Here is a 13,311-nt window from a genome sequence, read left to right as displayed (position 1 = left end):
GTATTGTACCATTTTGTTTTTAATTGACTATACTATTTATAGCTACTCTACCTTGAAGAAGTCATGTGTTTCAGACGACCTTGCGAACCAGATAATTACTCAGTTCCACATATTTCTCTGGCGCGATATGTTCGGCGCGGTCTTGCGGGCTGATGCCGACTGCCTGCAAATCCTTGTCGCCGGCAAGCTCTTTTAAATTGTTGCGTATGGTTTTGCGGCGTTGGTGGAAGGCGAGTTTCACCAGTTTGGCGAAATGCTCGAAATCGTCCGCCTTGCCGATGCGGTGCTTCACCGGAATCATGCGCACCACTGCCGAATCCACTTTCGGTGCAGGGTCGAACGATTCGGGCGGCACGTCAATCAACAGCTCCATATCGAAAAAATATTGCAGCATTACGCCCAAGCGGCCATAGTCGTTGCTTTTCGGCGCGGCGACCATGCGTTCGACCACTTCTTTTTGCAGCATAAAGTGCATATCGACGACATCGTCTGCCACTTCCGCCAGCTTGAACAAAAGCGGCGTGGAAATGTTGTATGGCAGGTTGCCGACGATTTTCTTTTTGCCCGCGATGCTGTTGAAATCAAACTGCAAGACATCGCCTTCATGAATCACGAGCTTATCCGCAAACGGCAGCGTTTTCAGACGACGTACGATGTCGCGGTCGATTTCGATAACGTGCAGACGGTTCAGCTTCTTCGCCAAAGGCTCGGTAATCGCCGCCAAGCCCGGCCCGATTTCAATCACCACATCATCCGCCTGCGGACGCACGGCGTTGACAATATCGGCAATAATCCGCGTGTCCTGCAAAAAATTCTGCCCGAAGCGTTTCCGGGCCTTATGTTCTTTCATCGCGTCTCTTCAAACTGTCGATCATTATAGTAAGCGCGTATTGTAACTGAAAAACAAAGTCCTGTTCAGACCCGTGACCCAAGCAGCCGCCCTACGCCAATCGGGATTTCAAACCGTCCCGCAATGCAGTAATATCCCGTCCATCCTACACAGCTCGTCTGAAAACCCGCAAGGAGCAATTTCATGCAGATGAATTGGAAAAATCTACTCTCCACACAACGTTTCCGCACGAAAAACGGCGAAATCATCCCGACCGTCACGCCTTCCACCCAAGAAGGAGCCGACGCTTTGCGCACCGACTTCCATATCGACTACGACCGCGTCGTGTTCTCCGGCGCATTCCGCAGATTGGGACGTAAAACCCAAGTCCACCCTCTAGCCGAACACGACCTGACCCACAACCGCCTCACACACAGCGTCGAAGTCGCCAGCGTCGGGCGCAGTATCGGCAACCGCGTAGGCGTGATGCTGCAGGCAGGCGGCTTTTTACCGGAAAACAATACACCGAGCGATATCGGCGCCGTCGTCCAAGTCGCCTGCCTTGCGCACGACCTAGGCAACCCGCCGTTCGGACACACCGGAGAAGACGCATTGCGCGACTGGTTCCGCAATCCTAAAAACCAGCCGTTTTTACAGACATTAAACGACGCCGAACGCAACGACATCCAAACCTATGAAGGCAATGCCCACAGCCTGCGCATCACGGCAAGTTTGGAAATGTATCCCGACGCAGGCGGTATGCGCCTGACGTCCGCCGCCATAGGCGCACTGCTGAAATACCCTTGGACCACGCAACACCCCAACGGAAGAAAAAAATTCAATATTTACCAAACCGAATTACCCTTCATCCGTCGCGTTGCCGACGAATTGGGGCTGATTGAATCAGGCAAAGACTGCTGGGTGCGCCATCCCCTTTCCTACCTGATGGAGGCAGCCGACGACATCTGCTACGCCCTCTTAGACTTGGAAGACGCGGTCGAACTGGATTTGCTGAGCGACGCCGAAATCGAAAGCGTATTATCCGAACTCACTTTTGAAGAAAGCACTTGGCACGCGCAATCCAGCCGCCAGCGTTGCGCCATGTTGCGCGGCATCGCCATCGGCAAAGCGATAGAAGACGTCGCCCAAACCTTCATGATGCACCAATCCGACCTGCTAAACGGCAACTTCAAAGGCAAAGACCTGTTGGCATTGTGCAGCCCGCAAGTTCAAAACACCTTGGAAAAAGCGAAAGAACTTGCCCGCACGCGCATTTTCCGCCACCGCACCAAACTCATGACCGAAATCGCCACCTTCCCGTGTCTCGGTTCCATTTTGGATTTATTGGTTCCAGCCGCATACGCCATGATTGCGCAAAAACAGGTCGATGTGCGCCAATCCCTCGCGCTTGATCTGTTAAAAAACCACGACCCCATCCAAGAAACCGACAGCCTGTATCGCGCCTACATGAAAATCTTAGATTTCGTTGGTGGCATGACAGACAATGCCGCCGCAAAAATGGCGCAAGACTTATCGGGAGTAGGCATTTTACGATAATTAATATCCTTTATTTTCATATTGTTATTTTATTATAAATATTTTTATCCAGAAAATACTGGACAGCAACCGACAGCTTGTATATTATTCGGTCTTCTTGATTCACGACGCAGTCGCGAAGTGATGAAAATGCACCCGTAGCTCAGTTGGATAGAGTATCTGGCTACGAACCAGAGGGTCGGGCGTTCGAATCGCTCCGGGTGCGCCAACAAAACTTATCCGCGCCCATCGTCTAGCGGTTAGGACATCGCCCTTTCACGGCGGTAACCGGGGTTCGATTCCCCGTGGGCGTGCCAAATTCCGAAAGCACAGTTTAATTAAACTGTGCTTTTTTCTTTGTCACTCAATTCATCACAAACAAAGTGAACCCACTTTAAAATCAACACAAGACAAACAAATCACAGCAAATACCGCCGCAAAATAAAACAAAAGAACATCACATTAAAGTCAAATCCATATATAGTGGATTAACTTTAAATCAGGACAAGGCGACGAAGCCGCAGACAGTACAGATAGTACGGAACCGATTCACCACCTTAGAGAATCGTTCTCTTTGAGCTAAGGCGAGGCAACGCGCCGTACTGGTTTAAAGTTAATCCACTATAAAAAAGAACATCACATTAAAGTCAAATCCCTATACCCATTACACCCACGAAACCAACATAAGCAAAGGTCGTCTGAAAACCCCAACTCAAGGTTTTCAGACGACCTTTCAACTTCAAAACATCAAACCATCAGTTTGAACCGACTTTAATCTTCTGCCACAGATTAACCGACAGTTTCTTCGCATCCGAACTCATTTGCGGCATCACAAAACCGTCTTTCATATCCTGAGCATTCGGGAAGATGGAGCGGGTGTTAACCAATTCGGCAGGCATTTTCTCGCGTGCCGGTTTGCTTGCAGGCGCAAAGGTAACGGCAATGCCGTTTTTCGCAGCCACTTCGGGATCAAGCGTGTAGTTGATGTATTTATGGGCATTGGCGATATTTTTCGCATCGGCGGGAATCAGCCAAGATTCAATCCAGAAGCCCATACCCTTCGGCGTCAAGACTTCAATGCCGACGTTGTTTTTCACTTCTTCGGAACGGGCTTTCGCCAAGTTCAAGTCGCCGCCGTTACCTGCTGCGAGACAGATGTCGCCGCGCGCCAGTTCGTCAATGATAGACGGGCTGAAACGTTTTACATCAGGACGGATGGCTTTCAGCACTTCCGCCGCCGCTTTCAAATCATCAGGATTTGTGCCTTTGGGGTCTTTACCCAAGTAGTTCAGCAAAATTGGGAACATCTCGCTCGGCGTATCCCACAAGGCGATACCGCAGGATTTCAGCTTGTTGGTATATTCGGGCTTGAACAGCAAATCCCAACCGTTTTCAGGCAGCTTGCCGCCCAAAAGTTCTTTGCCCTTTGCTGTAATTGCCAAAGTGTTGACGCCGGAGAAATAAGGAACGGCATACTGGTTGCCCGGGTCGGCGGTTTCCAGCATTTTCAACAATTCGGGATCGATGTTTTTGTAATTGGGAATCAGGTCTTTATTGATTTTTTGATAAGCACCCGCTTCGATTTGACGGGGCAGGAAGGCGATGCCGGGAACGACCAAGTCATAGCCGGACTTACCGGTCAGCATTTTGGCTTCGAGGGTTTCGTTGTTTTCGTAAAGGTCGTAGGTCAGCTTCAGCTTATTGGCTTTTTTGAAGTCTTCAACGGTGCTCTCGTCAACGTAGTTCGACCAGTTGTAGATGTTCAAAGTATCGGTGGCGGCTGCTTCGGCATTGGCAGCAGGCGCGCTGCCTGCTTGAGGTTGCTCGGTTTTTTTCTCGCCACCGCCGCAAGCGGCCAGCGACAATGCCGCCAATACGGCTAATACGGATTTTTTCATACGGGCAGATTCCTGATGAAAGATTGTTAACGGAAAATGAACACTCTGCACCCCATCAATACCCCGGCGCAAAGCGGAGCTATTGTAATGGAAGTAGGTGAGAACTCAAAGCAATATCTGACTGATTTTTATTGAAATAAGGCACGATTTCTTAGGCTCGGGAAAACGGCGTTGCACAAGATGTCGTTTTTGGGCAAAATACGGGCGATTTGCGCGCGCAAACAGAGAAAATACTTGCATATAGAGGAATCTGTCTTTAAAATTGCGCGTTTACAGAATTTATTTTTTCAGGAGATATTCAATATGGCAAACAGCGCACAAGCCCGCAAACGTGCCCGCCAATCGGTTAAACAACGCGCCCACAACGCCAGCCTGCGTACAGCATTCCGTACCGCGGTGAAAAAAGTGTTGAAAGCAGTTGAAGCCGGCGACAAAGCTGCTGCTCAAGCAGTTTACCAAGAGTCCGTCAAAGTCATCGACCGTATCGCTGACAAAGGCGTATTCCACAAAAACAAAGCAGCCCGCCATAAGAGCCGTCTGTCTGCCAAAGTAAAAGCATTGGCTTAATCTTTTTCGCCCACCGTCTTGGCGTGTTACCGCGTCGGGACAGGCAAGCAGATAACGATGCCCCTGAGGTCTTAACCTTTCAGGGGCATTGCCGTATGTGATGCAAGTTGATGTAAACTTTTCAGACGACCTGCCGTAAAGCAGGCGCAAGGCGGTAAAATGCGGTTTAATCTGTTTTTCAAACGATTAATCCCGATGTTCAGGCAAAAGGTCGTCTGAAAACACCCAATCGGCAATCCCATGAATGAAATGATGAACAAGATGTTGAAACACAATTTGGCGCAAAGCGATGCCCTAAAGAACAAAAAACCGTCATTCTCCAAATGCCGGCGCGCCTTGATGCTTATCCTTGTCGGCGGAGCCACCGCCCCTGTCGCCTATGCCGACACGGCTTTGCAATGTACCTCCATTCAAGACAATGCCACCCGTTTGGCGTGTTACGACAGCATTTACTCAGCTCAACTGCCGCCGCAAGCACCGCTGCCCGTCATTCGCGAAGAAACCGCCAAAGCGCCGGTCGATTTGCCCAAAACCATCAGCACCAGTCGCGAGAAAAAGGCGGCGACGATTGTGTTTGACGAAAATAAAGAGCAATCCACCCTTTCGGAAGACAATCTCCGCACCGCAGCCGATGCCTACACGCCGCTGAGCCTGATGTACGATTTGGACAAAAACGACTCGCGCGGCTTGTTGAGCGTGCGCGAGCATAATCCCATGTACCTGATGCCCGCATGGTACAACAGCTCGCCCAACCTCCATCCCCATTCCCCTTCGCGCGGCACGACCAATCAGGAAAAATTCAGCGAACAGAAACACATAGAAACCAAACTGCAAGTTTCGTTCAAAAGCAAAATCGCCGAAGATTTGTTTAAAACCCGCGCGGATTTGTGGTTCGGCTATACCCAAAAATCCGATTGGCAGATTTACAACCAAGGCAGAAAATCCGCGCCGTTCCGCAATACCGATTACGAACCCGAAATCTTCCTGACCCAGCCCGTGAAGGCAGATTTGCCGTTCGGCGGCAAACTGCGGATGGTCGGCGCAGGCTTCGTCCACCAATCCAACGGACAAAGCCGCCCCGAATCCCGCTCATGGAACCGCGTTTACGCATTGGCGGGGATGGAATGGGGCAAACTGACCGTCATCCCGCGCGTGTGGATGCGCGCCTTTGATCAGACCGGCGAAAACAACGACAATCCCGACATTACCGACTATATGGGTTATGGCGATTTGAAGCTGCAATACCGTCTGAACGACAAACAAAATATTTCGTCCCTGCTGCGCTACAATCCCAAAACCGGACACGGCGCGGTTGAAGCCGCCTATACTTTCCCGATTAAAGGCAAACTCAAAGGCGTCGTGCGCGGCTTTCACGGCTACGGCGAAAGCCTGATTGATTACAACCACAAACAAAACGGCATCGGCATCGGCCTGATGTTCAACGACTGGGACGGAATTTGATGCCCGACCCTGTTTTCAGACGACCTTTTACATCATGTTGCACACAGGTCGTCTGAAAGCAAAACAAACACCCTTCCCATATTAAAAACACTCGTTTCCTATCGCCCAAACGCGTATAATGCAACGTTTGGGCGATATTTGTCGGAATGACACAGAAGATGACAGAACAAACGGCCGAAGGCGGAAAAGTTGCCAAGGCATTAAAAAAATATCTGATTACAGGCATGCTGGTGTGGCTGCCGATAGCCGTAACCATTTGGGCGGTCAGCTATATCATATCAGCCGCCGACCGGCTGATCAGCCTGCTGCCCGAGCAATGGCAGCCACAATATTTCTGGGGATTCAATATTCCCGGCCTGGGCATTATTGCCGCCATCGTCGTCTTATTTCTGACCGGCGTGTTCGCCGCCAACGTTTTGGGGCGTCAAATCCTCGCCGCATGGGACAGCCTGTTGGGACGGATTCCCGTCGTCAAGTCCATCTATTCCAGCGTCAAAAAAGTATCCGAGTCCCTGCTCTCCGACAGCAGCCGCTCGTTCAGAACGCCCGTGCTGGTTCCATTCCCGCAACCCGATATTTGGACGATTGCCTTTGTATCAGGGCATATTCCCGACAAACTCAAAGGCAGCCTGCCGCACGATGACGACTATCTTTCCGTCTATGTGCCGACCACGCCCAACCCGACCGGCGGCTATTACATCATGGTGAAAAAAAGCGACGTGCGCGAACTCGATATGAGCGTGGACGAAGCATTGAAATATGTGATTTCGTTGGGCATGGTGATGCCGGATGACTTGCCGCTCAAAGCCCAAGCCGAAATACGATGTTTAGACAAATAAACTAGAGATGGTAAACACATGACACATGGTCCTTTTGGCCTTGATTCATGGCTATTTACATTGTCATTATTGTTTTTAGTTGTTATATAGTGGATTAACTTTAAACCAGGACGGCGTTACCTCGCCTAACTTTAAACCAGTACGGCGTTGCCTCGCCTTGCCGTACTATCTGTACTGTATGCGGCTTCGTCGCCTTGTCCTGATTTAAATTTAACCCACTATACTTTGGCGTTGGGAAAATCGTGATGACTGAAATTTTCAGACGAGCTGAACGCATAAACCAACAGCCTGAAAGTTTATTCAACCTCAAAATATAAACATGAAATATTTATCTGCTTTACTGCTTGCCTTGTTTCTGCCCAATCTAGCCGTCTCCGTACCTGTAACCAACAGTAAAGGCGAAGAGGTATTTCTATTTGATTGGCACAAACAACCCGCTTTCAAAAAGCTTTGGCACGAACAAGTCGGCAAACATGCACCCAAAGCCCCCATGCACAATTGGGTGCGTAAAATGGCAGGTCCGATGCCGCCGCTGGAAAGTGTGAAAATCGGCGGCAAGACCTATTACTACACCACCATGTGCCAACCGCATAACTGCGGATACAACAAAATGTATATTCTGACTGACAAACAACAGATTGCTGCTTATCATGTTGTTTATAAAGATGATGATTCCCTTTCTACAAATAATCCGGATCAAATCTACATTTACGGTAAGCCCACGGAAGCAGAATTAAATTTTCTGAAGGCAGAATGGCGTAAAGAACAAAACAATTAAGGTGTCTTTTTTTCAGACGACCTTTTCCTTCTTTTCAAATTGAACAATATAAAAAGGTGATTTTATGCGTACCAACTATTGCGGCCTGATCAGCGAGCAATACTTAGACCAAACCGTAACCGTCAAAGGCTGGGTACACCGCCGGCGCGACCACGGCGGTGTGATTTTTATCGACCTGCGCGACCGCGAAGGTATCGTCCAAGTCGTGATTGACCCCGATACGCCCGAAGCATTTGCCACTGCCGATTCCGCCCGCAACGAATACGTTTTGAGCATTACCGGCCGCGTGCGCAACCGTCCCGAAGGCACGACCAACGACAAAATGATTTCCGGCAAAATCGAAATCCTGGCCAAAGAAATCGAAGTCTTGAACGCCGCCGCTACGCCGCCGTTCCAAATTGACGACGAAAACATCAGCGAAAACGTGCGCCTGACCAACCGCGTTATCGACCTGCGCCGTCCGGTGATGCAGCGCAACCTGCGCCTGCGTTATCAAGTCGCTATGGGTGTTCGCCGTTATTTGGATGCGCAAGGCTTCATCGACATCGAAACCCCGATGCTGACCCGCTCTACTCCAGAAGGCGCGCGCGACTACCTCGTGCCGAGCCGCGTTCATCCGGGCGAGTTTTTCGCTCTGCCGCAATCGCCGCAATTGTTCAAACAACTGTTGATGGTGGCGGGTTTCGACCGTTACTACCAAATCACCAAATGTTTCCGTGACGAAGACCTGCGTGCCGACCGCCAGCCTGAATTCACCCAAATCGACTTGGAAACCTCGTTCTTGAACGAGGATGAAATCATGGACATCACCGAAGGCATGGCAAAACAAGTCTTCCAAGACGCGCTGGGTGTGGACTTGGGCGATTTCCCGCGTATGCCTTACGCCGAAGCCATGTTCTACTACGGCTCCGACAAACCCGATATGCGCATCAGCCTGAAATTTACCGAGCTGACCGACCTGATGAAAACGGAAGAGTTCAAAGTCTTCCGTGGCGCAGCCGACATGAAAGGCGGTCGCGTAGTCGCCCTGCGCGTACCGAACGGCGCGAAATTCAGCCGCAAAGAAATCGACGAATACACCAAATTTGTCGGCATCTACGGCGCGAAAGGTTTGGCGTACATTAAAGTGAACGATGTCAGCAACCTTTCCAACGGCGAAGACAGCGGCCTGCAATCTCCAATCGTGAAATTCCTGTCTGAAAACGCCCTGAAAGAAATCATTGCGCGTACCGGCGCGCAAAACGGCGACATCATCTTCTTCGGCGCAGACAAAGCCAAAGTCGTGAACGAAGCCATCGGCGCGCTGCGTATCAAAGTCGGTTTGGAACACGGCGCGGAAAACGGCTACTTCGTGGACGAATGGAAACCTTTGTGGGTCGTCGATTTCCCGATGTTCGAATACGACGAAGACGGCGACCGCTGGGCAGCCATGCACCATCCGTTCACCTCGCCCAAGCCCGGTCATGAAGACCTGATGGCGTCCGATCCTGAAAACTGCCTGGCCCGCGCCTACGATATGGTGTTGAACGGCTGGGAAATCGGCGGCGGCTCTATCCGTATCCACCGTGCCGACGTACAGGAAAAAGTGTTCGCCGCACTGAAAATCAGCCCCGAAGAGCAACAGGAAAAATTCGGCTTCCTCTTGGACAACCTGAAATTCGGCGCGCCTCCGCACGGCGGTTTGGCATTCGGCCTTGACCGTTTGGTGACACTGATGACCGGCGCCGAGTCCATCCGCGACGTGATTGCCTTCCCGAAAACCCAACGCGCCCAATGTCTGCTGACCAATGCACCGAATGCGGTGGACGACAAACAGCTGCGCGAATTGAGCTTGCGCCTGCGCCAGAAAGCGACCGAAAATAAAGAAGCGTAATTTTTAAAAGCAGGTGGGCAACACCTGACAGTCAAAAGGTCGTCTGAAACCTAATTACACGGGTTTCAGACGACCTTTTTCATCATGGATGTAATGAATGTCAGTAAGCGGGCATTTTCTATTTTAATCCTCCGACACTCATCAAGTCATGGGCAAATCGCCCTATTAAATTTAATCTAATTGAGTAATATCAGTTTATATTCATAATCCCACAGTAATTTTTTACATTTCCCCCTTGTCATGCTATCCTCGCCTCCCCTGTATGTATCAGCTTGTTTCATCAAGCAGTTTATTGTTGCACGCATACAGACAATATCCTGATTAATTATCGACAAGAGTATTGCTATGAAAAAAATAACTTCCTCTATTCTAAAAACCTGTTTTGCAGCGACGGCGGTTATCACAGCGCATTCTGCGTTTGCATATGACGCTTCCCGCCCCACCTCTGCTCCCGCACGCAGCACTTTGGACAACCACAATTTCCCCTATTCCATGCCGATTAATCCTAACGCAGCGCGCGACGGCAAACCTTATTTGAAAGCACACGACGACGTGATGACGCTGGCGGGCGCGACCCTGCCTCCTGCACGTCCGGTCAAACCGACTGCGCCTCCTCCATCCAAACCTGTCGGCAACAATGGCGACTTTCCTTACTCCATGCCAATCGGCGGCAATGTTTCGATACCGGACAGCGGTGTGATGAGCACAGCCTCCCAACCTCCTGCCCGCCCTATCGGCAAACCGATTGCGCCTCCTCCGGCTAAACCCGTCGTCAACAATGGTAACTTCCCTTACTCTGAGCCAATTTATGGCAAACGTACTTCGACAACACCTGTCGGCGTCATGACCACAGCCGACGCACCGCCTGCCTACAATCCAAACAACGCAGTGGCAAAACCTCAATATACAGTCAAAAATTCCGTCCGCGTTGCTGATGCCGACAACCTGAAAAACAAAGAAATCCTGTTTGTTATCGACAGAATCGAAGGCAAGGGCGAGCGCGTCATCCGCGAACGCCGCATCAATCAGATCGAGCTGTTCAGCCTGAACACTGAAGACGGCAAAGGAAAAGGCTTGCTGACCGTCGGCAAAATCCCGACCGCTTCGGGCAATGTATTCTTCGGCGAATGGGCGCCTGCTTCAGAAGCCGCCGCTACTGCGCATGTCAAAGGCAACGCGCATCCTGCCTGGTTCTATGGCAAAAACCCGACCGGCAGCACCAAAGGCTTGGCGACTGCAACTTACAACGTAGTCGGTGTCAACGGTCATAAAGCCGGCGAACGCGATATCTATACCGGTACCGTCAAAGCCTATTTTGGTTCGGGCGACAGCGGCAGCATGACCGGCAAACTGGCGCGCCATACCGACACTCTGGACTTTGCCGGCGTGAAAATCGACAACCGCAACGGTACTTTTGCCTCTGATGCCGCCCGCAACCGCGAAGGCATCAAAGGTCAGTTCTACGGTCAAAATGCCGCCGCATTGGCGGGTATTGCGACCCGTGGTACGGAAAGCCGCGCCGATGACATCTCCTTCGGCGGTATAAAACAATAAACCGTCGATAGAACAACGGGGAAGGCGCGGATTGCCGTGCTTTCCCCGTTTTATGGCAAGCTGCGGACGGATTTCCGCGGCTTCCGTTTTCAGACGACCTTTTGTGCTTCTCATTACCTCAAGGGTCGTCTGAAAACGGAAACAGATTAAAAACAAAGCAATATTCAAAATCGCATCTTTTCAGACGACCGCTCCGCTTCGCCGCAAACCCGCCCCGTCCGAAATTTACCCACCACACACCAGCCCGAAAGAAAACGAATGAACAAATCCTGCCTCCTCCTGCTCGCCCTACTGCCCCTGTCCTCCCACGCTGACAGCGACGACCTGCGCCGCCTGTCTGAAGAAAACGGGCGCGTGCAGCAGCAATATCGGGAAAGCGGCTGGCTGGACGGCGGCACACCCGCAGGCGACATCGAAAACGACGACGCATACATCCGTATCGGCGGTCAGATTTACACCGTAGGCAACAATACCGAAGAGCTGGAAAGCGCGATTTATCATGCCATTAACGAACGTCAATGGAAAAAGGCAGAACGCTTCGCCACACGCTATGCCGCCCTGCCCGGCCACAATCCCGCCCTGCCCAAATTGGTGCTCGGTTTGAAACAACGCGCCGAAGGACGCCTCGCCGAAGCCTTACGGAACCTGCAAGCGGCAGAAGCACTCGACCCCGCCAACCCGCGCATCCTGCTCGAAACCGCGCGCCTTTATACCGAAGACAACCAAAACCGCGAAGCCCGAAGCGCATTCGCCCGCGCCCAAGCCGCCGATATTCCCGAAGAAACCCGCGCCCTGATCGGACAATACCTCGGCGAAATCGACAAACGTAGCCGCTGGCACGGACAAATCGGCATCGCCTACGGCTACAACAGCAATATCAACCAATCCGACGGCTCCATCCGCTGCATCCTGCCGCTTGACGGCCAATGCCTCGCCTACCAAAACCTGCCCGACCCCATCCGTTCCCCCGTATGGAATTACAGCCTGAGCGCAGGCAAAATCAGGCCCATTAAAGGACACCACAGCCTCAAAACCAGCCTCCTCGCCTACGGCACGCACTACCGCCGCAAAGACACAGACGCCGCCCTGTCCGACTACGGCAGCCAAACAGGTACGCTGTCCGCCGGTTACGAATACGCCGACGCACAAAGCCGCCTCTCGCTGATGCCCGTTTACGAACACGAACGGCGCAACCGCCACACCTACTACAACGCCTACGGCGCCGAAACCTCGTGGACGCATACCATCAACCCCAAATGGCAGGTCAACGCCGACTGGTCGGGTAAACGTTACCGCCACAGCGGCACCGCAAAAACCTACGCCGCCGACTACACCGAATACCGCACAGGCCTGGGCGCAGAATACGCCCTGACCCCGAAAACCGGCGTGTTCGCAGGCTCGGACTACACCCGCCGCACATACAACGGCGGCACATCCGACCACCGCGAATACACCCTCCGCACAGGCTTATACACCCTGTTTGACAACGGTACCTACCTCAACGCCCTCGTCATGAAACGGCGCAACCTCTACGACCGCGCAGGCATCGCCGCAGACGGACAAAGACGCAGCGACCGCCAAACCGTCTGGCTCGCCGCCGCAGGCTTCAGACAATGGCACATCGGCGGCTTCTACCCCGAACTGCGCTTCAAACACACCACCGTCAAAAGCAATTCCGTGTTCTACCGCTACCGCCAAAACGAAATCATGCTGGGCGTGAAAAAACAGTTTTGAAGCGTTTTATAGGATGGATAGGAAAATAGAAAGGTCGTCTGAAAATAAGGATTTATGAATTTCAGACGACCTCGTTTAATGAGTTCAAATAACAGCAAACATCTCACACCCACCGCTATCCCCTTCTATACCTTTCCAAATCTGCCGTAACCTACCCCCTCTCCTGCCCGGCGGGAGAGGGTTGGGGAGAGGGTGGCTCTATGGACCACACGAATTTGATTTTTCCCAAACAAAAAAGCCAC

General features: G+C 51.7%; 10 protein-coding genes and 2 tRNA genes. 10 read left to right on the top strand and 2 right to left on the bottom strand.

All coding sequences use genetic code 11. The annotated features are described in order from the left end of the window. Window positions 1–70 precede the first annotated feature (70 nt). Window positions 71–850 carry a 16S rRNA (adenine(1518)-N(6)/adenine(1519)-N(6))-dimethyltransferase RsmA gene (gene rsmA / locus HMPREF3050_RS00995; RefSeq protein WP_070773151.1) on the bottom strand — a complete coding sequence of 260 codons (780 nt, stop codon included), beginning with the start codon at window positions 848–850 and terminating at the stop codon, window positions 71–73. A gap of 183 nt (window positions 851–1,033) precedes the next feature. On the opposite strand from rsmA, the gene HMPREF3050_RS00990 reads away from it, so the two are divergent. The 3 genes from HMPREF3050_RS00990 to HMPREF3050_RS00980 all read left to right on the top strand — a co-directional run bounded on the left by HMPREF3050_RS00990 (window position 1,034) and on the right by HMPREF3050_RS00980 (window position 2,682). Then, window positions 1,034–2,386: a deoxyguanosinetriphosphate triphosphohydrolase gene (locus HMPREF3050_RS00990; RefSeq protein ID WP_003769256.1), complete on the top strand. Its 1,353-nt coding sequence runs from the start codon at window positions 1,034–1,036 to the stop codon at window positions 2,384–2,386. A gap of 131 nt (window positions 2,387–2,517) precedes the next feature. Beyond that, window positions 2,518–2,594 (top strand) — tRNA-Arg (locus HMPREF3050_RS00985). A gap of 13 nt (window positions 2,595–2,607) precedes the next feature. Then, a tRNA-Glu gene (locus tag HMPREF3050_RS00980) sits at window positions 2,608–2,682 on the top strand. A gap of 438 nt (window positions 2,683–3,120) precedes the next feature. Here the strand turns inward: HMPREF3050_RS00980 and HMPREF3050_RS00975 are convergent. After that, window positions 3,121–4,263: an extracellular solute-binding protein gene (locus HMPREF3050_RS00975; RefSeq protein ID WP_003769278.1), complete on the bottom strand. Its 1,143-nt coding sequence runs from the start codon at window positions 4,261–4,263 to the stop codon at window positions 3,121–3,123. Between the two features lie 303 nt (window positions 4,264–4,566). Here HMPREF3050_RS00975 and rpsT point away from each other — a divergent pair, with 303 nt between their 5' ends. The 7 genes from rpsT to HMPREF3050_RS00940 all read left to right on the top strand — a co-directional run bounded on the left by rpsT (window position 4,567) and on the right by HMPREF3050_RS00940 (window position 13,069). Next, window positions 4,567–4,830: a 30S ribosomal protein S20 gene (rpsT, locus tag HMPREF3050_RS00970; protein WP_002212556.1), complete on the top strand. Its 264-nt coding sequence runs from the start codon at window positions 4,567–4,569 to the stop codon at window positions 4,828–4,830. A gap of 240 nt (window positions 4,831–5,070) precedes the next feature. Next, on the top strand, window positions 5,071–6,291 hold the full coding sequence (locus tag HMPREF3050_RS00965) for a phospholipase A (protein ID WP_070773150.1): 1,221 nt from the start codon (window positions 5,071–5,073) through the stop codon (window positions 6,289–6,291). Between the two features lie 158 nt (window positions 6,292–6,449). Continuing rightward, window positions 6,450–7,130 carry a DUF502 domain-containing protein gene (locus tag HMPREF3050_RS00960; protein WP_070635901.1) on the top strand — a complete coding sequence of 227 codons (681 nt, stop codon included), beginning with the start codon at window positions 6,450–6,452 and terminating at the stop codon, window positions 7,128–7,130. Between the two features lie 319 nt (window positions 7,131–7,449). Continuing rightward, window positions 7,450–7,908, top strand: a complete 459-nt coding sequence (locus tag HMPREF3050_RS00955) for an Ivy family c-type lysozyme inhibitor (RefSeq protein WP_070773149.1) — start codon at window positions 7,450–7,452, stop codon at window positions 7,906–7,908. Window positions 7,909–7,972: 64 nt separating this feature from the next. Beyond that, window positions 7,973–9,781: an aspartate--tRNA ligase gene (gene aspS / locus HMPREF3050_RS00950; protein ID WP_070773148.1), complete on the top strand. Its 1,809-nt coding sequence runs from the start codon at window positions 7,973–7,975 to the stop codon at window positions 9,779–9,781. Window positions 9,782–10,126: 345 nt separating this feature from the next. Further along, entirely contained in the window at window positions 10,127–11,335 is a 1,209-nt protein-coding gene (locus tag HMPREF3050_RS00945) for a Slam-dependent surface lipoprotein (protein WP_070773147.1), read from the top strand. Between the two features lie 258 nt (window positions 11,336–11,593). Beyond that, window positions 11,594–13,069, top strand: coding sequence for a surface lipoprotein assembly modifier (locus HMPREF3050_RS00940; RefSeq protein ID WP_070773146.1), 1,476 nt, complete (start codon window positions 11,594–11,596; stop codon window positions 13,067–13,069). Window positions 13,070–13,311 lie beyond the last annotated feature (242 nt).

Origin of the sequence: Neisseria sp. HMSC065D04, from assembly GCF_001815675.1 — a bacterium.
Lineage (GTDB): Bacteria > Pseudomonadota > Gammaproteobacteria > Burkholderiales > Neisseriaceae > Neisseria.
The sequence above is the reverse complement of the archived record's forward strand: the minus strand, read 5'-3'. Positions and strand labels throughout refer to the sequence as shown.